The organism is Paraburkholderia sp. BCC1876, from assembly GCF_902833695.1.
Lineage (GTDB): Bacteria > Pseudomonadota > Gammaproteobacteria > Burkholderiales > Burkholderiaceae > Paraburkholderia.
Genome location: NZ_CADFGI010000004.1, coordinates 752,383 through 777,327, shown reverse-complemented (window position 1 = coordinate 777,327; position 24,945 = coordinate 752,383). Strand labels below are relative to the sequence as shown.

Sequence of the window (24,945 nt, the reverse complement as noted above, 5' to 3'; positions counted from 1 at the left end):
AATGATTGGGAATCATACCACGAGCTCATGCTCTAAATGGGACGTGTCGCCACGGTTTACCGTAGCGACAATCGACTGAAGAATGAATCCAACATGACGCCAGGGAGGCACATGGAGCCGAGTTCGCTCGCAGCACAATCCTTATCGGATGAAGATCTGAACGCGCTGCGGCGCGCGAAACACGAGCTGGAGAGCCCCGCGCTGGCGATGAAACTGGCCAGCATCGTCGGCTCGCCGCTCGAAAAGCTGATGTCGCGCATGCCGGCCTTCGCCAACGAAAAGGTCACCGATGCAACGGAGCTGGCGTTGCGCAAATGCCTGTCGATCGCGTTGCGCACGCTCGGGCGGCGGGACGCGACGCCGCTGATCGTGCCCGACCGGCCGAGCAACCTGCTGCACAAGTTCGCCGTGGCGACCACCGGCGCGGCCGGCGGCGCGTTCGGGTTGTTCGCGCTGCCGGTCGAGTTGCCGGTCACGACCACGCTGATGTTCCGCTCGATCTGCGACATCGCGCGTAGCGAGGGCGAGGATCTAAGCTCGATCGACACGCAGTTGCAGTGCCTGACTGTGCTCGGCATGGGTGGCACGTCCACCGCCGACGACGACGCCGACTTCGGCTACTTCATCATGCGCGGCGCGCTGGCGCAGGCGGTGTCGAAGGCGTCGTCGGAAATCGCCACCAAGGGATTCACCGCGCACGGCTCGGCGGCCTTGCTGCGCCTGCTCAATACGATTGCCGCGCGCTTTTCGGTGCAGGTCAGCGAACAGATCGCCGCGAAATCGATTCCCGCGATCGGCGCGGTGCTCGGCGCCATGGTCAATACGGTGTTCATCGACCATTTCCAGCAGGTCGCGCACGGGCACTTCACCGTGCGGCGGCTGGAGCGGCAGTACGGTCAGGAAACCATCGAAGCCGCTTATCAAACCATCGACATCGCACTCGACGGCTGATTCGCACCTGCGGCGCGACTCGTCACGCGCCGCACGAAAGCGGCCGAACGGTCGAGCGCACGATTGGCTTCGGGAATGAACGGCGCGAAGATCGGCCAGACGTGCGGCATCTTGTTCCACACCTCGAATTCACAGTCGACGCCCGCCGCGCGCGCGTTATCGGTTACGCGCTGCGAATCGTCGAGCAACACCTCGGTGCTGCCGGCCATCATGAAGAGAGGCGGCAAGCCGTGCAGGTCGGCATAGACCGGCGACGCATGCGGGTGGGTAGCGTGTGTCTCGCCGAGATAGAGTTGCGCGGCCGGCGCGATCGCCTGGCCGCTGAACATCGGGTCGAGGCCGTCGTTGCTGCGAATGCTGGCGCCGGTCGCGGCCAGATCGGTCCATGGCGAGAACAACAGGCCACCTGCCGGCATCGGATCGCCGGCGTCGCGTAACGCCACCAGCGTGGCCAGCGCGAGGCCGCCGCCGGCTGAGTCGCCGGCAATCACGATCGACTCGGGCGCGATGCCATCCGCGAGCAATTGACGATAGGCCGCGGTGGCGTCGTCGAGTGCGGCGGGAAAGCGATGTTCGGGAGCGAGTCGATAGTCGAGCGAAAACACCGCCGCGTTGGCCCGCGTCGCGAGGCCGAATACGATCGAGCGATGTGTTTTCGGTGAACAGAAGTAGTAACCGCCGCCATGGCAGAAGAGCACGGTGGGGCTGATGTGGGCTGCGTGCGGCTCGCCGGCGGGCTCGAGCCATTCGCCGCGCAAGGGCGTGTCGTCCGCCCCGTACAACTCACGCAGATGCCAGCCGCGCGGCACGCGCGGCGACCAGGCCCGCTTCGCGGTCAGCGCACGCGCTCTTTCGACATTGATGCCCGGTTTGAGGGTTTCCGGACGAAACTGCCTGCGCAGGTACCAGGTTGCGAGTGCACTTTGCCAGCTCATGGGGGACACACTCCTTCTTTTGCGTCCCGCCATGGTACGTGCGTTCGATACGGCGCCGGTGGACGAGGCCTTCTAATCCCAAAAACGCGCGATCCACCCACCGGCCAAGCTTTCCGACTAATTTAATTCGCCGGTAAAACCTGCCCGCGAATCTCGCCCGTCGGGTTCTGCGCGGTATGAACATTGAAGTACCACTGCCCCGCCATCAGATCCGTCACCTGTTGCTCGCTCAGCGCCGCCGATCCTTTGATCGGGCTCGCGAGCGCGTCTTTGTCGATCGGCACCTGCACCTTGGCGTTCTGTCCGACCGGCGCGGGGCCGTGGAAATGCGCGGCGGTAGCCGGGCCACTCAGGCCTTCGTAGGTGACTGTCCACTGCAGGGATTTGGTCGACGTGTCGAACGTGGCGTTCAGCATGCCGTGTCCGTGACTCACACGCGGAGGCACTTCGCTTGAAGGCTCGAGATCCGCCTTCAGCGCTACCGTATCGGCGAAGGCAGCGCCCGACGCCAATGCCCACAACACCACAGCCAGATTCAATTTTCGCAGCGTAATCATGGTCTTCTCCGGACTTGATGCACCGCCGCACCGACGGTTCGGCTGCGTGCGGAGCCACCACATACTAGTGCAATTTCCCTGCAGGCGTTTGCGTTAGACGGCGTGTACTCGCGGTAGACCGCTTTCTGTTGCATGCGGTCGATACAGCCATGCGGTTCGCGCTGCCCGCTTCAACCTGGCGCGCGGTGTGGACTTCGTAGTTGTGCGTAGCTATCGCTGCACGCCGACTTTTTTGTGAAGTGAATTTCGATCTGGAGCCTGACTGATATGCTCCGGCGACATGTCTGATTGAGCGACCAACGGCCGCAATTGACGCGTCGACTACGCCGATTCATTCGCCGAACCCGCCGCCGACAGAACAGCTATCAACGCTTTCTTCGATTTCTTCAAACAGTTAATTGCGCTTTTTGTAGTGAATGAATCGCGTCATCCCGGCTATGCTTCCGGTTGCGAGAAGTGACTCCTTCATCGAGGGATGTCTCCAAATCTTTAACGCGGCTTCGGCCGCGTTTTTTTTCGTCTATTTTTTCCGCTCGTTTCCGGATTCTGCTGGATTCGCGCGGGCAATTGCATCGGCCGACGAGGCGATCGCCGCTGCACCGAGCGGCAAATCTCAAGCGAGCAACGCCGCCTGCTGCTCGATACCGTCGAGCATGGCACTGCATTTGTCGATCAGCGTGAGTCCATGGAGACGCACTCGCTCGGCTGATTCAACGCCAATAACGAGACGGTACGCGTCGAGTGCATTCAGCAACGGCGGGTATTGCAGCACGCTTGCCGCCCCCGCCACCCGGTGCACCCATTCGCGCACACGCTCAGTTTCGACGCGTTCGAGCAGCGGCGACAACGACGCCATATCTTCGCGCACCGAGGAAACGAACGAATCAAGCAGTGCCTTGACGGTCGACTCGCTTCCCCAGAGTTGCGTCATGTAACTCAGATCGACTGGGATAAACGGCTCGGCGGCGCGCGCCGTGACAACACCGACGCCGGCGGCGGCCGCCGTGCCGACCGCCTCTGCGGGCGCAGCTTGTCGCGTACTGTCCGTGCCGAACCAGCGGCTCAGATAATCGCGCAGTGTGGCGAGCCGGGTCGGCTTTACCAGGCTGTCGTCCATCCCGGCTTCGCGACACAAATTCAGGTCTTCAGGCGCGGTGTTTGCCGTGATACCCAGAATCGGCAATCGATAAGCACCGCCCGCCTCCTGCTCACGAACGCGCCGCGTGAGTTCATAGCCGGACAGGTTCGGCATGTGGCAATCGGTGATCAGGCAGCCGTAGGTCGTGTGCTCAAGCGCGGCCAGGGCCTCAGCGCCGTCGTTCGCGACGTCGCAGGCGAAACCGAGCAGAGCCAGCTGATGGCGGATCAACTCCTGGTTGACGGGATGGTCTTCAGCGACCAGGATCAGCCGGCCACTCGCGATGGCGCGTTCGCGATCGGGAATCGCCGCGCCGCCCTCAGGCGTACGCGGCATACCGCCCAAACGCGGCGCCACCGACGGCAACCCGGTCACCGCTGCAGCACATGCGGCGCCCAGCCCGCGCCACGAAATGGGATTGATGCTGACGCGCACGTTGTTGTCGATGATGCGATAGCCCGTCGGCTTCGGCTTCTCAGTCAGACTGACGATGCGGGAACGCGGCATGACGTCTTCGGGAAACGTCACGTCCTCGCTCGCGAACAGCAGATCCACGCCGGCCAGCGCCGCGCGGTCGCGCAGTTCCGGCGCATCCGGAGCAAAGCGACGCAGTTCGAGTCCCAGCGCCTCGCCGAAATGCATCAAGGCCTGACCGACCCGCGCGTCGCTGGTGGCGACGACACCGCGCTTGCCGCGCAACGCGCTGACCGAATAACGCTGTGCCTCGACCGGCATGCTGAGCCGCACGGTCATCCGCGTGCCGCGGCCGGGCTCGCTGTGCAGTGCGAGCGAGCCGCCCATCAGATCGATCAACTTGCGGCAGATCGTCAAACCGAGGCCCGTGCCGCCAAAGCGGCGCGTGGTCGACGATTCGGCTTGCACGAAAGGTTCGAAGAGCCGCGCCTGGACCTCAGGCGCAATGCCGATGCCGGTGTCCTCGACCGTCACCTCGAGCGTTTGGGCGCCGCCGGTTTGCTCGACAACCGACACCCCCACGTCGACCTCGCCGGACGGCGTGAACTTGATCGCGTTGCCGAGCAGGTTGAACAGAATCTGCCGGAAGCGCACGCTGTCGCCCCGCAAGGTCGCGGCGACTTCCGCGGCGATATCGACTCGTACCTTCAAACCTTTTTCGTGCGCGCGACCCGCCAACAGACCAACCGCGTTGTCGACCAGTTCACGTATGTCGATGGGCTCGGCTTCGATCGTCAGTCGACCCGCTTCGATTTTCGAGTAATCGAGCAGGTCGTCGAGAATCTGCAGCAGCGCGCCCGCCGACTCGTGAATCATGCTCAGCATCTCGCCTTGATCGGCGTTGAGCGGCGTGCGTTCCAGCACCTCGACGAGACCGAGCACGCCGTTCATCGGTGTGCGGATTTCGTGGCTCATCATCGCGAAGAAGTCGTCTTTGGCGCGCGAAGCCGCTTCGGCGACGTCGCGTGCCCGCGCCAGTTCGTCGGAGCGCGCGTGCTCCACGCTGGCGTCCACCCAGTACCCGCTCCACACAACGCTGCCGGCACCTTCCCGTCGCGGGACCAACTCGGCGCGTACCCACTTGAGATCGCCTTCGCTTTTGAAGCGAAACTCCATATGCACCGGCGTTTCGCAGCGCGCCGAGTGCTCCAGCTGGGCGATCACGAGCGGCCGGTCCTGCTCGCAAACGCGCTTGAAATCGACCTGATCGCGTTTGATCACGGCGCTACCGCCCAGCAGCAACCGCGTGTCGCCGCCGATATATGGAAACGAGTACACGCCGTCGGCCGTACGGCGCAGTTGAAACACCACGGCCGGCAACGAGCGCGTTACATCGAAAAGACGGCGCTCGGTTTCGCGAGCGAGCATTTCGGCCCGCCGGATATCGGTGATGTCGACCATGGTGCCGAGGACGCAAACCGGTTTACCGTCGCTGCCGCGGCAGGTGCTGGTCCAGAACAGGCCGTGCCGCACGTCGCCGGCGCTACGCACGAACTGCAGCTCCGCCTGCGCCGTTTCGCGACCGTTGAGCATCTCGCGAGTCATCTCGTCGAGGATGTGGCTGTTGGCCTCGCCCCAACTCTGCACGTCCTTCGTGGTGCGGCCAACCACCGCTTCGCGGCGCATGCCGCAGGCTTCCTCATAGGCCTGATTGACGGCGATATACCGGCCGTCGAGGTCCTTCGCAACCAGCGGATAGGGCACCATCTTCATCATGGTTTCCTGGAAGCTCAGTTGCAGCGCAAGGTCGCGCTCCGTTTTCTTGCGCAGCCTGACCTCCCGCTGCAACAATAGACAGGCACGCAGCGTGACAAGCAAAACAATGCCGATGCCGATCAGCAACGGCAGCAGACGCAGCGCGGTCACGGTCCACATGCCTGCGCCCGTGGCACTACCGGTGACCCATTTCTGCCTGATGCGCTGCTTTTCCGCCGGCGGCATGGCCTGCAACGCGCGATCGATCAGCCCGGCAAGCGGACTCAGGTCCGCGCGCACAGCAAAGTTCAGCGCGTCGGACTCACCGACCGTGCCGAGAATCTTGAGTACGCCGACATAGCGGCGCTTCAGCACGACGTCGACGGCGGCCACGTTGCCTACCAGGACGTCCGCCTCGCCTGCCGCGACCATGGCCAGCGCGTCGTCGAGACTGGGCGCGATCGCGATATGGTTCGGGGGAATGTGGTCGAGCGCATGCGGCACCGACCCGGCGACATGCGACGAAACGACAATGCGGCGCGACGCAAAGTCGCCGAGCGCACGCGCGGCCGGCTCGTCTTCGCGCCCGACAATGACCAGCGGATAGCTCTCGTACGCGCGGGTGTGCTGCGCGCTTTTGAGGCGCGGATCATTGCTGGAAGCGGTGGCCAGCATGGCCAGCTCGCCGCGTTGAAAGGCGGCGATAATGGCAGGCCAATCCGCGGTGGAAGCGCGGCTGAACGTCACGCCGAGCGTGCGGCTCAGATACGCCAGATGGTCTGCAGCGACGCCGGCCGGATGCCCGGCGTCGTCGACATAGCTGAAGGGTGGCCAGGTGCTATCGAAACCCACCGGCAGCGGCGGCAATGACCGAAGCCACGCTTGCTCCTGCGAGGTGAGCACCAGACGCGGCGCACCGGTCACCGGCCCGGCGTCGAAGTTGCCGGGTAGCCAGCGCACGCGCAGCGCCGCGTCGTCAGCCGGGTCGAGCGATGCAAGCGCCCGATCGAGTTGATCGCGCAGCGCAGTCCGACCGCGCGGAACGCCGAAGCGCAGATCCGCAATTTTGCTGCCCTCCTCGAACGCGATGCTCAGGCTACGGAACTCGTGAGTGGCCAATGCGTATTGCACGGCCGGGGTAAAACCAAGGTAAGCGTCGGCATCGCCCCGAACAATCGCGGCAAGTGCGGCGTGAGTGGTTGCAAACGCGTTGATCTCAGCACGCGGAAAGCGCTCGCGCACTGAACGCTCCAGTGCAAAACCTTTCTCGATGGCGATGCGCGCCGCGCCAAGCTGCGATGCGGTCCCGTAGCCCTCACCGTCCCGGCGAACCACGGCTGATATGGAGGAGCGGAAATACGGCACGGTAAATCGCAGGCAACGCTCGCGTTCAGGCGTGCGCGCAAGGCTCATCAACAGATCGACCTGGCCCGCGCATGCAGCGGCGAGCAGTTGCGGCATGTCGGGAAAAGCCTTGGCTTCGATCACGACGTCCGGCCCGAGCAGCGCACGCAAATAGTCGACGCTCATGCCAGTGAGCCGGCCTCCTTCTAGCGCCTCGAACGGTCGCCAGTTGCTGGCAAGCACACCGACGGTCAGTCTGGTGGGAGTGGGGTTTGCGGCTTGAGGGCGTGATGCCTCGCCGGACGGCTGGGCGACAGCCGCAGCGTGCGCGATGCCGCAGAAGAAAAGGACTAGCAGGGCCAACCCCAGGCGCCGGAATCCACGCCTCAACGCACTACCTTGCCGAACACGGACGAGCAACGCCACCCGCGAATCGAGGTTGCCGCTCACGCGGATTCGCTCTGGCGACCGGCGAGCGCGTCAGCCGGCGGGTCTGATTTGCGGTGCAGAAATGAAAACAGGATGCCGGCCACAACGCCGCCGGACATAGGCGCGGCCCAGAACAACCAGAGCTGATCCAGCGCCCAATCGCCAACGAACAACGCCTGGGCGGTAGAACGGGCGGGATTGACCGAACCGTTGGTGACCGGAATCGACACCAGATAAACGAGCATCAGGCACGCGCCCACAACCAGCGGCGCGATTGACACCAAGTGGTGGCGAGCCGCGACCATGAGGCTCGACATGACAAAGGCGAACGAGAGCACGAACTCGACGACCAGCGCCGAGTGCAATGGATAGTCGGCGGGGGAATGTTCGCCAAAACCGTTGGCGGCGAACTCGCTAGCGCCCAGCGCGAAACCGGGGCGACCACTCGCGACGTAAACAAGCAGCGCCGCCGCCGCGGTCGCCCCCAGAAGCTGGGCAGCGATATAGGGCACCAGGTCCCTGACCGGAAAACGCTGCGCGGCCGTGAAGCCCACGGTGACAGCCGGATTGAAATGCGCGCCGGATATGCCGCCGAATAGGTAGCCGGCTGTAGCGAGCGCGAGTCCAAATGCCGACGACACCTCGAGCACGCCATACCCTTGCTGAACCGCGCCAGTGCTCAACACAACGCTACCGCAGCCGATGAACACCAGCCATGCCGTCCCGACGCCCTCTACAAACAACCGCTTACCTAGCGCGACCATGCCGTCTCCCAATTCTTCCGGACAAGGCAGACGGCAATACACGATTACAGTAAGACGTCGGCCTGAATTCTTCGCGACACTTCCATTCAGCATGACGAAATAATTACGTTCGTCACGTGAATGGAAAACAGCCCCGCAGTGAACTCAGAACTATGAAATGGCAACGCCGTCAATCCAATCAGCAGAGTCCTAAATTTGGACACCGTGATAACCGTCAGAGGACCGGCCTCAGAATCTCGGCCGGACCTCAGGTCAAGCCAATCTGTCGCGCGTAATCGATCAGGTCGGATTCCGTCTCAAGGCCTAGCTTGCGCATCGCGCTGCGCTTCTGCGTGCTGATGGTCTTGCCGCTGCGCTGCAAACGGACCGCGATTTCGTGAACGGCGAGGCCCTGCACATACAATTGAAAAACCTCCCACTCGCGTGCGCTCAAAATGCCGGCGCGAAGCTGCACGGGTGTATCCGCTACCTCCATTGCGGTGCGCGCCTGCTCCGACAGATAGACGCGGCCGGCCATGCCGGCTTCGATCGCGTCGATCAACGCAGTGGCGACGTCGCGCTTGTCGACGATTGCGCCCACCCCGATATGCAACAGCCCGGACAGCATGTGCGCATGGCAAATCATCGTCAGCACGACGATGCAAGGATGAGGCCGGCCTCGCAACACGCGGCGCAGAAACGAAACCGCATTACTGCCGCCGTCGATGCCGGGCATGCTGATGTCCGACACGACCACGTCGCACGCGCAGGAGTCGAGTAGTTCGGCCAGGCCATAGGTGTCGGCTGCTTCGCCGACGATTTCGATATGTGACGCGGCCGACAACAGCCGCCGGACGCCGACGCGAACACAGTCGTGATCGTCGGCCACGATGACGCGGATTTTTCTTGTCATTTCTTGTTGTGTTATCGACTGGCTCGCCCTGCACGCGTTGCGCTTCCCCAGGTCGTGCCAATGTCTCTTATGACAGTCGCACCGGTCGCGGCACGACACCTTGCCGGCCCGTTACCGGCTCTGCGCACGCTCCTCCGCCACCACGCCATGCTCGACGGCGAAGCGGAACAATTCCGCGTCGCTCTGCAAGGCCAGCTTGCGCATGGCCGTGCATTTCTGCGCGCTGATCGTCTTGACGCTGCGGCCGAGGCGCGCGGCGATCTCGGTGACGCCGAGCCCGGACGCGTATTGGGTGAACACCTCGAGTTCGCGGCGCGACAACATGGTGCGCACGAAATCGAGCCGCTGTGTGACCGTGGCGTCGGCGATCAGCGCGCGCACCGCCGGCCCGACGTAGCATTCCCGTGCGAGCGCGGTGACGACCGCCACGTGAATCAGATCGATCCGGTCGCGCTTGCTGACCAGTCCGTCGACACCGAGCGAGATCACCTTCTGCAGCGCGTTCGCCTCGGTTTCCATGGTGAGTATGACGAGCCGCACGCCGGGATAGCGCAGCTTGAACTGCCTGACGACCTCGAGCCCGTTGCCGTCGAAACCGCCCGGCATATAAAGGTCCATCAGCACCAGGTCGCATGGATTGCGCTCGACCTCCATGAAAAGCTCGGTGGCGTCGGCCGCGCGACCGACGACTTGCATATTCGGATAGCCCCCGATCAGATTTTCGATCGCCAGTAAAACCAGCGGATGATCGTCCGCAATGATGGCTCTAACGGATGTGCCTGTTTCAGCGACGTCGTTCATTGATTAATTCCCCTTTCTATCTTGACTGCTCGCCGTTGTGTTCGGCGCAACCGGCCGAGCTTCGATCATTAAACGTTCTCCCGAAAATAACCATAAGATCGCTCCGAAACACCCCCAATCAAAGCCAGTTTCTTCGCCCAATTGCTTAGATATGCGATTCAAAATTAATAATCCCGTGTGCACGCAAGTAAGAGAAGAGGCCAGGATCGTTGGTCACGCCCAGCTTGGCCATCGCTTCGCGCTTTTGGCGGCTCACCGTACGACGATGGCAACCGAGCGCGGCGGCGATGTCGGCGATCGACTGTCCGCCGGCGAAGCGCTTGACGACTTCCGCTTGCCGCCACGACAAACGCGGCGCGGGCGGCCGCTGAGACTCACTGTCGTGCGGATGCGCGAGTGCGTCGACGATGGAGCGACCGACGTAGACGTCGCCGCCCGCGCTCGCGTGGATGGCCCGCCAGAGTTCGTCCATCGACTCCGTTTTGCCGAGCGCGCTAACCGTGCCGTCCGCGACAATGGCGCGCAGGATCGCCGTGTTCATCAGCGTCGTCATGACGACAATGCGCACTTGAGGCCAATCGCGGCGGATGCGGCGGATCAAGCCGAGCCCGTCTTCGGCGCCGCCGCGAGGTTCCTGCATCGAGAGATCGGTGACGAGCACATCGCACGGCGTGCTCTGCAACAGGTCGACTAGTAAAGTCGGCGTTGCCGCTTCGCCGGCGATGGTGACGCTGGCTCGCATTTCCAGCGCGGCCCGAATGCCAAGCAGAACGAATGGATGATCGTCCGCCAGAATGATTCTAAGGTTCACCAGGATTTCTCGTGTTTGTTGTAGGGATAATTGGCTAATGCGCAGGAATAAACCGACGTACTCTGCGCATGCTTTAACGGCAACCCGGCGACGCCTATAAGTACGCCAAGGCGGCCATAAAATCACCGCTACCACGCTGCGAAAATCGGAGCTTTCCGAATCCTGTAAAAAACTGATAGTTCAATGCGGGTCTATCCAAAAGGCAAAATGCCGCAAATACCCGGAATGGATATTTGCGGCATTTTTATAGCCAATGGCCCACTGAATCGCTGCGTTCAATTTGAAGCGCTTCGCGACGCGCTCGCCTCAGGTCGGGTCGCACACAGGCACCGCGCTTATCTTGCCGCTGCGCACCGCGCGCGGAAAGACCGGCCACGCAATCAGCGCGCAGACACTGGCCACGGCCCAGACCATCGGCCACGAACCCATCGACAGCAATAACGGAATGGCGAGCGGCGTCAGGAATAGCGTAAGAAAGACGCAGGTATTGCCGATCGCCAACGCCGTGCCCGCGCGACTCGTGCCCGCCTGCGTGGCCAGTTCCGTGAACGCGACGCCGTGCCACGCCGAGGCGCTCACACCGCCCAGCACGATCATTACCGCGAACACGCTGGAAAGTGCCGCGTGATGCAGGCCGGCGAGCCCCGTCAGCAGAGCGAGCGACGCGAACAGTACCGCTGTGAGCAAACTGCAGGCGCGCATGTACGCCCGGCGATTGCCGCGCCGGTCGGTCCAGCCGCCGCTCCAGACCCGCGCGATCGCCGCGCCGGTTTGCACCGCGGCCATCGTCACGCTGATCGCCAGCACGCCGGCACGGCTGAAGTCGTGGAGGAACACCGTCCCGAACGTGATGACCGCGAGTTGCGGCACGCACAATGCCGCCGCGCCGAGCGCCACGCGCCAGATGCTGACATTGCGCAACGGCGAGCCTTTAGCCGGAGTCACACCTGTCGCACCTGCGGCACCCGCCCCGCCCGCCGCGCCCGCCGCGCCATGAGCCGTGCGCGCGCCGTCCGTGTCGACATGCGACGGTTCGTGCAGCCAGTGCCAGGTAAATCCGGCCGTGATTGCGCAGGCCACCGCCAGCACGGCATAGGCGCTAGCGAAACCAAAGTGCGAAGCAAGCACCGGCAGCACCAGCGCGCCGAGACCGCCGCCCGCAGGCACCGCGGTCTGGCGAATGCTCATGGCGAGTCCGCGCTCGCCTTCGCGGAACCAGGCCATCACCGCGCGCCCGCTCGATCCGTTGACGCTGCCGCCCAGCAAACCAACCAGCAGCAGGCCGAGCGCGAGCATCGTCGCGCTCGGTACATGCGCACCCGTCGGCGCCACGAACACCGCCATACCCGCCAGCGCCGCCGCGGTCGACAACAGGCCGAGCAGCAGCACGCGCCGGTCGCCCCAGCGGTCGGTCAACAGGCCCCACGGCAACTCGCTGACGGCGATCCCGAGACCAAGCATGCCGAGCACCAGCCCGAGGCCGACGTTGCCGAGGTGATAGTCCGAGCGTAGAAAGACCGCGGTCGTCGGAATCCCCGAAAACGCCGCCGAAAAACTCGCGTTCGCGGCAAAGCCGACGCCCAGCACCTTCCACCGATGACTCGCCGTGCGTCCGCCCGAATCGAGCGCCGCTGCCACTGTTCCGTTTTTCATCACACCCTCCGCAAAGTAGAAATCTGGAGGTATCCTACGGCGGGGCCTTCCATCGGAAAAGCCGGAAATTCAGATTACATCCATCGGATAAACCGAATCATGAGCCAACGTGGATTCGACCTGACGCAGTTGCGAACCTTCGTCGCCGTCGCGGAATCGGGCAGCGTGTCGGCCGGCGCCGAGCGCGTATTCCTGTCGCAGTCGTCGGTGAGCGAGCAGTTGAAGAAACTCGAGGAGCGCGCCGGCCTGCCGCTTTTCGTGCGCAGCAAGCAGGGCGTGACCGCCACGCCGGCCGGCAGCCGCCTGCTCGACCACGCGCGCCGCATCATCGCGATGAGCGAAGCGGCGTTCGAGGATCTGCAAGGCCGCTCGCTCGACGGCGAACTGCGCATCGCGATCACGGACTATTACCGTCCGCACGACATCGCGCGCATTCTCAAGACCTTCTCGGAGCAGCATCCGCGTCTGAAGCTGCATGTGAACGTGCAGCCGAGCGCGGTGATCGACAGCAGCGCCGGTAACGATGCGTCGTTCGACATCGGCGTGTCGTTGCGGCTCGTCACGGACACGGCGCGCGCCGCCGGTCGCCGCACCGCCGTACCGAGCACCGTGGTGCGGCGCGAAAAACTGCTGTGGGTCTGCGCGGCCGATGCCGGTCCGCGACCGGCCACGCCGTATTCGCTGGTGCTGCTGCCGTCGAGTTGCCAGTTGCAGCGCTTCGTCGTCAAGTTGCTCGACGAGCACAAGGTGCCGTATCTGGTGTCGCACTCGGCGTCCGGCGTGGCCGGCCTGCAGTTGGCGCTGAAAGCGGGGCTCGGCATTTCCTGCCTGAACGAATCGTCGACGGGTGGCGGTGTGGTGCCCTGCCCGCCTGGCGTGAACCTGCCCGCCTTGCCGGCAGTCGAGTTTCATCTGCTGCCGGGACGAGTCGGCGAAAGCGAACGCGTCAGTAACGCGCGTACGGCATTGATGCGACTGTTCAGTTGAACCACATGACAGGCCGCTCATGCGACACCCGCGCACGCGACCTGGTTGAAAGCCATCATCGAACAGTCGCATTCGCGCGAGACGCCCTTCAATAGAAATATTGAAAGCACGCTACTCGCCGCCTATGATGATCTGGTACCCAGTCGAATGCGCTTTTCCGCCATTGATGCACTGGATCGAATTCCGCATTCCGCGATCCACCGCGGAATGTTTCAGCGTTATGTCCAGCAGCCCGAAAACCGCGACCCAGCGGTGCATTCACGCGACTCATTGAGTTAAGTCAAGCAATTGCTTCGCCGTAGCTTGTCGACGTATTGCCGTCCAGAATAAGTCCGTTACGATTCGCCATTGATGCCGTCGATATAAAAAGACCGGCAGAGCTGTCACGCATCGCCCATTCGCTCATTAAGCCAATGCAGGGGTGAATGCGCGAGAAAACCATCCAGAAAAAAAGAACGTTTCCCCAACGAGGCCTGGCGTGCATCGCAGAACTTTCGGATCTTCCGTCCTGTTCGTGTTTTACGTCATGTGGAGCGGCGCGGCGCTCGCCGCGACTGACGCACCCGGCGTCATGCCTTCGGCCATGGACGAGCGCGTGCGCGCTTGCACCTCGTGTCATGGCGTGCAAGGCCAGGGGCTGAACAACGACTACTTCCCACGCATTGCCGGCAAACCGGCCGACTATCTGTTCAATCAATTGACCGCGTTCCGTGACGGCGGCCGGACCTATCCGCCGATGGGCTACCTGCTCGCGTTTTTACCCGACGACTATCTGCGCAAAATCAGCCAGTACTTCGCCGATCTGCAACCGCCCTATCCCGACGCGGATCACAGCGCCGTCTCGCCGGCGGTGCTCGCCGCCGGACAGCGGCTCGTCATGCAGGGCGACCCCACACGCAAGATTCCCGCCTGCATTGCCTGCCATGGCGCGAGCATGACCGGCACGCAGCCGGGCATTCCCGGCCTGCTCGGTCTGCACGCGAGCTATATCGCCGGACAGATGGGCACGTGGCGCTCGGGCACGCGTCACGCGCTCGCGCCGGACTGCATGCACTCGATCGCCGTGAAGCTGAGCGACAAGGACATCACCGCGGTATCCAGTTGGCTCGCGCGTCAGCCGCGTCCGGCCGATCCACGGCCCGCGCCGGCAACGACCGCGCGGCTGCCGCTCGCCTGTGGGAGCCAACCGCAATGAAGCCGACACTTCGCGCGCGTTTATCCCTCACGCTGATGACGGGCCTGATCCTCGCCAGCGGCGCCGTGCTGCTCAACGTACCGCAGACGCTCTTGATCGCGGAAGCACGCGCCGCCAGCCCGACGCCACCCGCACCCACGACCGCCACGCCCACGCCCACGGCAGCCACCGCAACCGACCAGACCGCCGCCCAGACCGACCTCGTCAAACGCGGCGAATACCTGGCGCGCGCCGGCGACTGCGTTGCCTGCCACACGGCGCCGCGCGGCAAGCTGTTCGCCGGCGGCCTCGCGATGGAAACGCCGTTCGGCACGCTGTACTCGCCGAACATCACACCGGACGCGCAATACGGCATCGGCACCTGGAGCCAGGAAGCGTTCTTCAAGATGATGCGCACCGGCCGCACGCCGGATGGCACGCTGATCTACCCGGCCATGCCGATCGCCCAATACACCAAGGTCACGCGCGACGACTCGAACGCGATCTTCGCGTATCTGAAGACCGTTGCGCCGGTGCGCGAAGCGAATCATCCGCATACGCTGCGCTTCCCGTTCAATCAGCGCAAGTTGCTGTACGGCTGGCGCACGCTGTATTTCCGTGAAGGCGAGTACCAGGCCGATCCGACCAAATCGGTCGAGTGGAATCGCGGCGCGTATCTGGTCGAAGGGCTCGGGCACTGCACGATGTGCCACAGCAAGATCAACATGCTCGGCGGCTCGTCGCAAAGCGAGCAGTTCGCGGGCGGGCTGATTCCGGTGCAGAACTGGTACGCGCCGTCGCTGACCTCCGACAAAGACGGCGGCCTTGGCGACTGGAGCATCAAGGACATCGTCGATCTGCTGCAGGCGGGCATTTCCGATCGCGGCGCCGTGTACGGCCCGATGGCCGAAGTCACCTATCACAGCCTGCAATACATGACCGAAGACGACGTCAAGGCAATGGCCGTCTATCTGAAGACCCTGCCCGACAAAAGCGGCCGCAAATCGGGCCCGTCCGCGCCGACCAGCACCAACGTGTTCCAGCTCGGCGCGAAGATCTACGCGGACAAATGCGCGCTGTGCCACGGCGCCAAGGGCGAAGGCCAGTTGCAGCATTACCCGCCGCTGGCCGGCAACCAGTCGATCGAAATGGACTCGGCCGTCAATCCGATCCGGATCGTGCTGAACGGCGGTTTCCCGCCGGGCACCATGCGCAATCCGGAGCCGTACGGCATGCCGCCGTTCGGCCAGGAACTGAACGACACCGACGCCGCCGCCGTCGTCACGTATATCCGCACCGCGTGGGGCAATCACGGCCAGCCGGTGACGTCCCGCGAAGTCAACGAGTTGCGCAAGGCACCGCTGCACTGAACCGCACCGCTGCGCTGAACAGCCGCACTGGAGAATCTTTTGATGGAAGCGAACGATACCCGCAGCGGCGCCCCGCCGACGGATGACGAAGTGGAACGCGTCGTCGCGGCCGGCCCGCACGGCGCGATCGCGGTAGCCGGAGTCGCCACGCTGATCGTCATGGCGATCTGGTTCGCCTTTTACTTTTTCGTCTTTCTGCCGCGTGGCGTTGTGCATTGATCATGTCGACCGATACCAATCATTCATCCGGCGGCGGTCACGCCGTCGCGCTGCGCGCCGAACGGCGCTGGGCAATTTTCGCGGTCGCGCTGATCGTGCTGATGCTCGCCGTCATCGTCTACTCGGGGCTGCATTGGGCGATGATGCCGCCGTCGCGTGTCGAAACGATCGACCCGTCGCGCCTGCAACTCTCGGGCGAATTCGTCGAGGACAACCTCGGCAGCGCGGTCGAACCGGACGGCTCGGTGGTGGTGCGCTTCATTGCGCAGCAGTACTCGTTCACGCCGCAGTGCCTGCTGGTGCCCACCGACACGCCGATCACGATCCGCACCACCAGCGCCGACGTCGTGCATGGCCTGCTGGTGACCGACACCAACATCAACACGATGGTCGTGCCCGGCTACGTCTCGACGATGAACACACGTTTCGACACGCCAGGCGATCACACCATGCCGTGTCACGAATTCTGCGGCTTCGGCCATCAAACCATGTGGGCGCACGTCAAAGTGGTCGACAAAGCCACCTTCTTCGCGCAAGCCCGACAATCCCGGAGGCTGAGCTGTGTTTCACGCTAAGCGACTCGTACTCGCCCATTTCTGGCTCGCCTTCATTGCGTTTCTGATCGCGCTGTTTCTCGGCGCGTGGCAGATGCTGGCGCGCAGTCCGTTCATGCCATGGGTCGGCGACCCGGAGCTCTACTATCGCTCGGTGACCGCGCACGGCACGGTAATGGCCTACGTGCTGCCCACGCTGGTGTCGATGGGCTTCGGCTACGCGATCGTCGAACTCGCGCTCGGCCAGCGCCTTGCCGGCCTCAAGTGGGCATGGGCCGCGCTCATCCTGCTGGCGGTCGGCGCGGTCATGGCCGTGGTGCCGGTCGCACTCGGCCAGGCGTCGGTGCTCTACACCTTCTATCCGCCGATGATCGGCAGTCCCTTCTACTATCTCGGCGTGGTGCTGGTGGTGGTCGGCTCGTGGATCTGGGTCGCGCTGATGCACGTCAATCTGCGCATCTGGAAGCGCGCGAATCCCGGCAAGCCGATCCCGCTTGCCATGTTCGCCAACGTGGCCGGCGCGTATCTGTGGGCGTGGACCGCGATCGGCGCGGCGCTCGAAATCCTGTTCCAGATTCTGCCGGTCGCCTTCGGCCTCACCAATACGATCGACGCCGGCCTGTCGCGCATCCTGTTCTCATGGACGCTGCACGCAATCGTCTACTTCTGGCTGATTCCGGCGTATATCGCGTACTACACGCTGGTGCCGCGCGCGATCGGCGGACGGCTCTACAGCGATTCGATGGCGCGCGTGTCGTTCATCATGTTCCTCGTGTTCGCGATGCCGATCGGTATTCACCATCTGTTCGCCGATCCGCAGGTCGGCTCCGGCTTCAAGTTCCTGCACGCGGTGTTCACCGGCATGGTGTCCGTGCCGACGCTGCTGACCGTGTTCACGATTTGCGCGTCGGTGGAAATCGCCGGCCGGTTGCGCGGCGGCAAGGGCGCGTTCGGCTGGCTCACCGCGCTGCCGTGGCAAAACCCGATGATGCTGGTGATCGCGTTTTCGTTCGTGATGCTGGGGCTGGGCGGCGCAGGCGGGCTGATCAACATGAGCTACCAGTTGAACTCGACGGTGCATAACACGCAGTGGGTCACCGGGCACTTCCACCTGATCTTCGGCGGCGCGATCGTCATCATGTACTTCGCGATCGCGTACGAGTTGTGGCCGCAACTGACCGGCCGCGCGATCGCGTCGGCGAAACTGGTGCGCACGCAACTGTGGCTGTGGTTCATCGGCATGATGGTGGTGACGCTGCCGTGGCATTACGTCGGCCTGCTCGGCGCGCCGCGCCGCATGGCCTATTACGACTACAACGCGCCGGGCATGCAGCAGCAGGCGTTCTGGGTCGGTATGTCGGCGGTCGGCGGATTGGTCCTGGTGGTGTCGGGCGTGATGTTCATCTACATCCTCGCGAAGTCGCAATTCGGCCCCGTCGTACCGCAGCAGACGTTCCGCTTCGCGAGCGCGGTGCAGCCGGTGGAACGCGTGCCGGCCGCGCTCAATAGCTTCGGCCTGTGGGTAGCGTTGATGATCGGCCTCACGGTCGTCAACTACAGCGTGCCGATCGTACAGTTGCTCAGATTGCCGCAGACGTCCGTGCCGGCAGTGATCGTCGGAGCGCAGCGATGAATCAGGAACGCGTCTTCAGCTTGCGCAACCCGTGGTTCACGCTGAGCGTGGGCGGCACGATCGCGATCGCGGTCGTGGGCATACTGATCGGCTTTATCTGGCTGCCGTCGGCGAACAATGCATTCGGCGACCGCAGCTTATGGGCAACGATCTGCAGCGCCGCGGGCGCGCCGTCCACCTGGTACGGCGGCGCGAATCTCATCGGCCCGGCGCCGAGCGACGTGGTGGTGTTGCCGCCGTTGCGGCGCGCGAACGCCGACGCGACGTCGATCGGCCGGGGCGCGACCATCGCCACGCAGAATTGCTCGATGTGCCACGGCGTGCAGGGCACGCCGCCGGTGACCGCGCCCGCGTTAGCCGGCCAGTACGCCGATGTGGTCTACAAAGAGTTGCGCGACTTTCAGAGCGGCATGCGCCAGAACGCCGTGATGCAGGCGATTATCGCCACGCGCAGCGATCAGGATCTGCACGATCTGGCGGTCTACTATGCGTCGCTTTCGAGAGGGCCCGCGGCGGAGAATCCGTCGTCCGGTGCGGAACCGGATGCTAACGCGGTGAAGCTGGCCATGCAGGGCGATCCGCAGCGCAATATCGCACCGTGCGCGGCATGCCATGGGCAACTGGATCGCAAAGGCGCCGCGCCGTGGCTAGGTGGACAGTCGTCCGTATATCTCGCGGCGCAGTTGCATGGCTTTGCTGCCGGCGCGCGACACAACGACATCAACGAGCAGATGCGTAATGTCGCGCGGCAGATGACACCCGCGGAGATCGACAGCGTGGCGAAGTACTACGCCACGATGCCGTAACCAGGCATCAAGCCGTTGCGAACGAGCGCTTGTCAGCGGCTCCCGCAGCGGCCGAACCGCCACGCCGCACCGCAGAACCAGACCGCGACGACGTCGAGCCGCTGCCGGTCTGAAACACCGCCACCGCCGACGTCAATCGCCGCGCCTGATCCTCCAGCGAACTCGCCGCCGCAGCCGCCTGCTCGACCAGCGCGGCGTTCTGCTGGGTCACCTCGTCCATCTGCGCGACCGCGAGATTGACCTGATCGATTCCGGTGCTCTGTTCGAGCGCAGCCGATGCGATCTCACTCATGATCGAACTCACGCGGGAAATCGCGTTGACGATTTCGGTCATCGTCGAACCCGAGCGTTCGACCAGTTGCGAGCCGGCCTGTACCCGCGCCGTCGACGCATCGATCAAGCCCTTGATCTCCTTGGCCGCCGCCGCGCTGCGCTGCGCTAGCGAGCGCACTTCGCTCGCCACCACGGCGAAACCACGGCCCTGCTCACCCGCACGCGCCGCTTCGACCGCCGCGTTCAGCGCCAGAATATTGGTCTGGAAAGCGATCCCTTCGATCACGCCGACAATGTCGGCAATCCGCCGCGAGTCGTCGACGATGCCGTGCATCGTGCCCACCACCTGCTCGGTGAGATCGCCACCCTGCGCGGCCAGGCTCGACGCGCCCTGCGCGAGCGAGCTCGCCTGCTTCGCGTTATCCGCGGTTTGCTTGACGGTGGAAGTGAGCTGCTCGATACTCGCCGCCGTTTCTTCCAGCGACGCCGCCTGTTCCTCGGTGCGTTGCGACAGATCGGTGTTGCCCGAGGCGATTTCGCTCACACCGGTGTCAATCGATTCCGTGCCCTGGCGCACCGTGTTCACGGTCGCGATCAGCGAGTCCTGCATCTTGCGCAACGCGGCCGCGAGGCGGCCCATTTCGTTGTTGCTGCTGACGTCGATCCGGCTCGTCAGATCGCCGTCGGCAATGCGCTGAAACTGCGCGATGGTGGCGTCGACCGGACTGACGATCGCGCGCACCAGCACCGCGCGGCCAATCAACGAACCCAGCAGCGACAACACCATGCCGACCGCCACCGCGATCGAGATCGCGTAGAACAGGTCCTGCGCGTCCTGATAGCGCTGCGCGCCGTGATCGAGTTGCAGTTGTTCGAGCGTCAGCATCGACTTTTCGAACGCGCTATAGAGCGACGGCAGTTTGTGCGCCTGCAATTGCTGGAACGCGGTCTTGTCGCCCGACTTGAGCGCGGCGAGCGCCGGCTCGACGCCTTCGCGCAGGAAGGTGTCGCGCTTGTCCATCATGTCTTTGATCAGGCGCTGTTCGTCGGCATCCGTGCTCGCGCGGCTCACATAGTGGGCAAGACGGTCGTTGGATGCTTTCTGGTACTGATCGAAACGCTTGAGCACGGCGTTCGCGCCGTCCTGGTCGTTGAGGTCGTTAAGCGACGCGTAAGTCGCCAATGCGAGACGCAGACGCAGCAGTTGTCCGGCGCTGCCTTCGAGATCGGCGACGGCGGGCGTGTCCACGGTGTACATCTGCTGCAGCGATGCGTTGCTCGAACGCAGCGACAGCAGACCGGCGGCGGCGCCGGCCAGCAACAGCACGCCGAAAAACAGGATCATCAGGGTAAGGCAGGTACGAATCGACAGATTTTTCAGCATCGGGCTAGTCTCCATTGGGCTGCCTGACCGAATGTTCAGTAAATCGCCTCGGCCACGCGTGCTGCGCCCAAGCCCGTCCGGCCAGGTCCGCAACTATTTATCTAAATTTAAGCGAATGCCACACAAAGGGACAACGGCCGGTTTACAAAAAACTTTATGGTGAATAGCGCAAGCGTTTGCGATGCATCAACCTATTGGCGGCAGCGGAGCGCTATTCGCGCAAGGCGTTTGCGGGACTACCCGGCTAGCCGCCGCAGCGGAGTTGACGGACAGTGACGAGGCGCGTGTCTTCGGAGCATGACCATGTCGGAAATAAGCTCGGCTTTACTGGTCTTTCTTTTATTGCTCGGCACGACCGGTATCGGTGTGTGGGTGCGCCCGCTGCTGCCCGAGGAACATAAAGCGCACGAAACCGTGCAACTGATCCAGTTGGTGATCGGCATGCTGGTGACGTTCGCCGCGCTGGTACTCGGCTTGATGACGGCGTCCGCGAAGGCGAGCTTCGATACCACGTCGAACGATCTGCGCACCTATGCGGCCGATCTGATCGAGTTCGACACGACCCTGCGCGAATACGGCGCCGACACCAGCCGCGCCCGGGATCTGTTGCGCCAGTACACGGCGGCGGCCATCGCGTCGACCTGGCCCGGCGAGCCGGCGCCGAGCGGCGACTATCCGAAGGACGTCGGCACGCAGGACAACTCGCAAAAACTGGAGAACGTGCGGCTCGGCGACATGCTGACCGCGGTGGGACGGGAATTGCGGCAACTGCGCGCGCACGATCCGCTGCAGCAGCGCACGCTTGAAGATGGTTTGTTGCAATACAGGCGGGTCGTCGACGCGCGCTGGAAAATCATCGAAGAAGCGCACAGTTCGATTTCGCAGCCGTTTTTCACCACGCTGACATTCTGGCTCGGCGTGATTTTTCTGAGCTTCGGCCTGATCGCGCCGCGCAATGCGCTGGCGCTCGTCACGATTTGCCTGGGAGCGGTGTCGATTGCGTCGGCGGTGTATGTGATTGTGGATCTGGATACGCCGTTCACCGGGCCGATCGTGGTGTCGAGTCAACCGATGCGCGATGCGCTGGGGCATCTGAGTCAGTGAACGGCGCAGAGTTTGCTGGCGAAGATTTCGCGGCCGGGGAGCGGCGAAGTGGCGGAGTGGCGGTCTTGCGTTCTCGCCGGCTGGCTGAACGCAAGGCCGCGTTACTTCATTTGACGTAAACGCTGGTTGCTAGCGCTAACTTTGACGCAGCCTCAGGCGGCAACCATCTTTTCACGCGCCCATGCGACCGCCGCGCGCGCTGGCGCAACGCCCGTCGCGCTGACACGGCCGGCGAGTTCGAACACGCGCGGGCCGATCTGCGCGACTTCGGCGAGTACCGACGCTTCTTCCGCGTCGCCCAGATATTCGCGCACGCAACTGATAATGCCGCCCGCGTTCACGAGAAAGTCCGGTGCGTAGAAAATGCCGCGTTGATGCAGCACGTCGCCTTCCGCGAGCGACATCAACTGATTATTCGCGCCGCCCGCGATCACCTTGAAGCGGCAATGCGCGGCGACCTCGGCGGTGATCGAGCCGCCGAGCGCGCACGGTGCGAACACATCCGCTTCCACGCCGGCGATCTGCGCGATCTCCACCACGCGTGCGCCGAACGACTGCGCGGCGCGCGCGGTCCGGGTGGCGTCGATGTCCGACACGATCAACTGCGCGCCCGCCTGGTGCAGACGCTCGCACAGATCCCAGCCCACCGAGCCGAGCCCTTGCACCGCGACCGAGACCCCGTCGAGCGACTTGCGGCCCAGTGCCGAATCGACCGCCGCCTGCAAGCCGATGAACACGCCGTACGCGGTGCGCGGCGACGGATTGCCGCCGTACACGTCGCCCGAACGCGGAATACCGCTCACGTAGCGGGTTTCGCTTTGGACCGCGCGCATGTCGTCGGCAGTGGTGCCGACGTCTTCGGCGGTCAGGTAGATGCCGTCGAGCGATTGCACGAGACGGCCAAAGGCCTTGAACATCGCGGTGCGGTCGAGCGCCTCGGGCTTGCGCAGAATCACGGCCTTGCCGCCGCCGAACGGCAGATCGGCCAGCGCGTTCTTGAACGCCATGCCTTGCGACAGACGCAGCGCGTCGTTATACGCCTCGTGGTCCGACGCGTACTGCCAGTAGCGGCAACCGCCGAACGCGGGGCCGCGCGCGGTGCTGTACACGGCGATCACGGCTTGCAGGCCGGTGGGGGCGTCGGTCGCGAGCACGATGCGTTCGTGCGCGGGTTCGCCGTGAATGCCGAAAAGCGTGCCGGCGGCAGTGGTCGTCAGTCGGTCCATCTGGGTCCTTCCTTGTGGGCAGGTAATTTGAACGGAGCGCGCAGCGGTGGCTGCACGCGATGCCGTATGCCGGCCGGATCGCGGCCGCATACGGAGTCAACGCGAGGCGCGGGAGAAGCGCCTCGGTCGCAAGAGTTTAGGCGGACAATTTGAGGGTTTCGTTTTGTTTATCTGGCGATCTGGCGGCCGTGGCAGAATGATTGCCTATTTTTTGTTTATTTCGCAGACGGTTCGTCTAGCGGCACATGCTGCAATGCGCCAACCACCAGGATCTCCATGCCACTCGACGCCATCGACCAGCGCATCCTGCGCGAACTGCGCCAGGACGGGCGCCTGTCCAACGCGAAACTCGCGGAGCGGGTCGGCCTGTCGGCGACGCCCTGCTGGAACCGCGTGCGCGCACTCGAAGAAGCGGGCGTGATCGAAGGGTATGCGGCCTTGCTGAATCAGAAGGCGCTCGGCATGCCGGATACGGTGATCATCGAAGTGACGCTCGACAAACACGACGAGCGCACGCTGGAGCGTTTCGGCGACGCGCTCATCGATCTGCCGGAAGTGGTCGAAGCGTTTCTGGTGTCCGGCGAGTACGACTATCTGATCAAGGTCGCGGTGGCGGGTACGGAAGGCTATGAGGCGTTTTTGCGGCGCAAGCTGTACCGCTTGCCGGGGTTTCAGAACAGCCGGTCCATTTTCGCGCTGCGGTGTTTGAAGCGAGGGGTGTCGGTGGAGGTTTGAGGCGGTCGGGTAAATTGCTGCAAGTCACGGGCAGCGAGACAGAGGTGTCTTTCGATATCACCTCTTGTCCCGCTGCCCGCTCGGTGCATCACTGCTGGGCGTGCTTCGCTGCGTCTTCGATCACTGCCGCGACTTCCTTCGGACGCGATTCGTAGACGGAGTGGCTCGCGCCGGCCAGCACCGTGGTGTGGCTATGCGCACGCTGGTAATAGAAACGTTCGAGGTCCGGGTTGATGATCTTGTCGTCGGCCGCGACGATGCCCCAGCTCGGCTTGGTGGTCCAGGCGGCGACGCTCATCGGCTGCGAGAAGACTTTGGCTGCCGTCAGGATCTGCGATTGCGCTTCGAATTGAGCTTGTTTCAGCGGCAGATCGGCGGCGAAATCCTTCGGGAAGTCGGCCGGATTCAGGTACGTGTAGCCGTCGTCCGTCTTCTTGATGGCGCCCGGCTGCTTCGACGTATAGCTCGGGTATTGCTTGCCCAGATCCGATTCGTCCTCGCCGACCGCCGGCGCATGGGCGGCGACATACACCAGCCCGGTCACCTTCGGATCGACGCCGGCCTCGGTGATGATCGAGCCGCCGTAGCTGTGCGCCACGAGAATGGTCGGGCCGTCCTGCAGGTCGATGACGCGTTTGGTCGCGGCGACGTCGTCGTCGAGCGAGGTCAGCGGTTCCTGCACCATCGTGACGTGGTAGCCGTCTTTGGTGAGAATGTCATAGACCGGCTTCCAACCCGAGCCATCCACCCACGCGCCATGCACGAGGACGATGTTTTTGATCGGCGCGGCGGCCGGTTTGGCATCTTGCGCCATAGCGGCCGACGAAGCGAACAGGCAGGCGGACAAAGACAGAATCGAAGCGGCGAAAGGCAAAATCTTCACGGCGAACTCCATTGAAAAGAATGGGTACAAACTGGATTTGAAAAGAAGCTGACTTGATTCGTCACCACGCGAAGTCTTGCGACGCGCTGGTCTATCAAGCCACCTTCTTCTGTGCATCGTGCTGGCGATCCTGCGCATGACAGCGGGCGCAGG

Annotated in this window: 22 protein-coding genes; 11 read left to right on the top strand and 11 right to left on the bottom strand. The window is 63.7% G+C overall.

The annotated features are described in order from the left end of the window. Window positions 1-111 precede the first annotated feature (111 nt). Window positions 112-951: an EcsC family protein gene (locus tag HWY05_RS18885; protein WP_035553491.1), complete on the top strand. Its 840-nt coding sequence runs from the start codon at window positions 112-114 to the stop codon at window positions 949-951. On the opposite strand, the gene HWY05_RS18880 is transcribed toward HWY05_RS18885, so the two are convergent. The 8 genes from HWY05_RS18880 to HWY05_RS18845 all read right to left on the bottom strand — a co-directional run bounded on the left by HWY05_RS18880 (window position 921) and on the right by HWY05_RS18845 (window position 12,444). Beyond that, a complete protein-coding gene (locus HWY05_RS18880; protein ID WP_176059180.1) occupies window positions 921-1,886 on the bottom strand; it encodes an alpha/beta hydrolase in 966 nt (321 codons plus the stop codon). The two genes, HWY05_RS18885 and HWY05_RS18880, sit on opposite strands and share 31 nt — an antisense overlap. Before the next feature lie 122 nt (window positions 1,887-2,008). After that, complete coding sequence (locus HWY05_RS18875; protein WP_035553494.1) at window positions 2,009-2,443, bottom strand: CHRD domain-containing protein; 435 nt, start codon at window positions 2,441-2,443, stop codon at window positions 2,009-2,011. 613 nt (window positions 2,444-3,056) lie between these two features. After that, on the bottom strand, window positions 3,057-7,520 hold the full coding sequence (locus HWY05_RS18870; RefSeq protein WP_176059214.1) for a transporter substrate-binding domain-containing protein: 4,464 nt from the start codon (window positions 7,518-7,520) through the stop codon (window positions 3,057-3,059). A gap of 20 nt (window positions 7,521-7,540) precedes the next feature. Beyond that, window positions 7,541-8,287 carry an aquaporin Z gene (gene aqpZ, locus HWY05_RS18865; RefSeq protein ID WP_035553499.1) on the bottom strand — a complete coding sequence of 249 codons (747 nt, stop codon included), beginning with the start codon at window positions 8,285-8,287 and terminating at the stop codon, window positions 7,541-7,543. A 247-nt stretch (window positions 8,288-8,534) separates the two neighbouring features. Further along, entirely contained in the window at window positions 8,535-9,179 is a 645-nt protein-coding gene (locus HWY05_RS18860; protein ID WP_176059179.1) for a response regulator transcription factor, read from the bottom strand. A gap of 111 nt (window positions 9,180-9,290) precedes the next feature. After that, on the bottom strand, window positions 9,291-9,980 hold the full coding sequence (locus tag HWY05_RS18855; protein WP_176059178.1) for a response regulator transcription factor: 690 nt from the start codon (window positions 9,978-9,980) through the stop codon (window positions 9,291-9,293). 145 nt (window positions 9,981-10,125) lie between these two features. Further along, complete coding sequence (locus HWY05_RS18850; protein ID WP_081935989.1) at window positions 10,126-10,791, bottom strand: response regulator transcription factor; 666 nt, start codon at window positions 10,789-10,791, stop codon at window positions 10,126-10,128. Between the two features lie 306 nt (window positions 10,792-11,097). Beyond that, entirely contained in the window at window positions 11,098-12,444 is a 1,347-nt protein-coding gene (locus HWY05_RS18845) for an MFS transporter (protein ID WP_176059177.1), read from the bottom strand. 99 nt (window positions 12,445-12,543) lie between these two features. On the opposite strand from HWY05_RS18845, the gene HWY05_RS18840 reads away from it, so the two are divergent. The 8 genes from HWY05_RS18840 to HWY05_RS18805 all read left to right on the top strand — a co-directional run bounded on the left by HWY05_RS18840 (window position 12,544) and on the right by HWY05_RS18805 (window position 19,187). Next, window positions 12,544-13,431, top strand: a complete 888-nt coding sequence (locus HWY05_RS18840) for a LysR family transcriptional regulator (RefSeq protein ID WP_176059176.1) — start codon at window positions 12,544-12,546, stop codon at window positions 13,429-13,431. A 45-nt stretch (window positions 13,432-13,476) separates the two neighbouring features. Then, window positions 13,477-13,710: a hypothetical protein gene (locus HWY05_RS18835; RefSeq protein WP_176059175.1), complete on the top strand. Its 234-nt coding sequence runs from the start codon at window positions 13,477-13,479 to the stop codon at window positions 13,708-13,710. A 199-nt stretch (window positions 13,711-13,909) separates the two neighbouring features. Beyond that, entirely contained in the window at window positions 13,910-14,626 is a 717-nt protein-coding gene (locus HWY05_RS18830) for a c-type cytochrome (protein ID WP_176059174.1), read from the top strand. Then, complete coding sequence (locus HWY05_RS18825; RefSeq protein WP_176059173.1) at window positions 14,623-15,975, top strand: cytochrome c; 1,353 nt, start codon at window positions 14,623-14,625, stop codon at window positions 15,973-15,975. Before HWY05_RS18830 ends, HWY05_RS18825 begins: the two co-directional genes overlap by 4 nt. 42 nt (window positions 15,976-16,017) lie before the next feature. Then, window positions 16,018-16,194 carry a hypothetical protein gene (locus HWY05_RS18820; protein WP_176059172.1) on the top strand — a complete coding sequence of 59 codons (177 nt, stop codon included), beginning with the start codon at window positions 16,018-16,020 and terminating at the stop codon, window positions 16,192-16,194. Between the two features lie 2 nt (window positions 16,195-16,196). Further along, window positions 16,197-16,769, top strand: coding sequence for a cytochrome c oxidase subunit II (locus HWY05_RS18815; RefSeq protein ID WP_035553507.1), 573 nt, complete (start codon window positions 16,197-16,199; stop codon window positions 16,767-16,769). After that, window positions 16,756-18,381 (top strand): b(o/a)3-type cytochrome-c oxidase subunit 1, encoded by a 1,626-nt coding sequence (locus HWY05_RS18810; protein ID WP_035553508.1) that lies wholly within the window; start codon window positions 16,756-16,758, stop codon window positions 18,379-18,381. The genes HWY05_RS18815 and HWY05_RS18810 overlap by 14 nt, the downstream gene beginning before the upstream one ends. After that, window positions 18,378-19,187, top strand: coding sequence for a c-type cytochrome (locus HWY05_RS18805; protein WP_176059171.1), 810 nt, complete (start codon window positions 18,378-18,380; stop codon window positions 19,185-19,187). The genes HWY05_RS18810 and HWY05_RS18805 overlap by 4 nt, the downstream gene beginning before the upstream one ends. A gap of 7 nt (window positions 19,188-19,194) precedes the next feature. Here HWY05_RS18805 and HWY05_RS18800 read toward each other — a convergent pair whose 3' ends face one another. Next, window positions 19,195-20,844: a methyl-accepting chemotaxis protein gene (locus HWY05_RS18800; RefSeq protein WP_176059170.1), complete on the bottom strand. Its 1,650-nt coding sequence runs from the start codon at window positions 20,842-20,844 to the stop codon at window positions 19,195-19,197. A gap of 303 nt (window positions 20,845-21,147) precedes the next feature. On the opposite strand from HWY05_RS18800, the gene HWY05_RS18795 reads away from it, so the two are divergent. Further along, window positions 21,148-21,948 carry a hypothetical protein gene (locus HWY05_RS18795; RefSeq protein WP_176059169.1) on the top strand — a complete coding sequence of 267 codons (801 nt, stop codon included), beginning with the start codon at window positions 21,148-21,150 and terminating at the stop codon, window positions 21,946-21,948. Window positions 21,949-22,100: 152 nt separating this feature from the next. On the opposite strand, the gene HWY05_RS18790 is transcribed toward HWY05_RS18795, so the two are convergent. Continuing rightward, a complete protein-coding gene (locus HWY05_RS18790) occupies window positions 22,101-23,174 on the bottom strand; it encodes a Glu/Leu/Phe/Val dehydrogenase (protein WP_176059168.1) in 1,074 nt (357 codons plus the stop codon). Window positions 23,175-23,450: 276 nt separating this feature from the next. Here HWY05_RS18790 and HWY05_RS18785 point away from each other — a divergent pair, with 276 nt between their 5' ends. After that, entirely contained in the window at window positions 23,451-23,909 is a 459-nt protein-coding gene (locus HWY05_RS18785) for an Lrp/AsnC family transcriptional regulator (RefSeq protein WP_035553518.1), read from the top strand. Between the two features lie 88 nt (window positions 23,910-23,997). Here HWY05_RS18785 and HWY05_RS18780 read toward each other — a convergent pair whose 3' ends face one another. After that, window positions 23,998-24,792 carry an alpha/beta hydrolase gene (locus HWY05_RS18780; RefSeq protein WP_244146641.1) on the bottom strand — a complete coding sequence of 265 codons (795 nt, stop codon included), beginning with the start codon at window positions 24,790-24,792 and terminating at the stop codon, window positions 23,998-24,000. Window positions 24,793-24,945 lie beyond the last annotated feature (153 nt).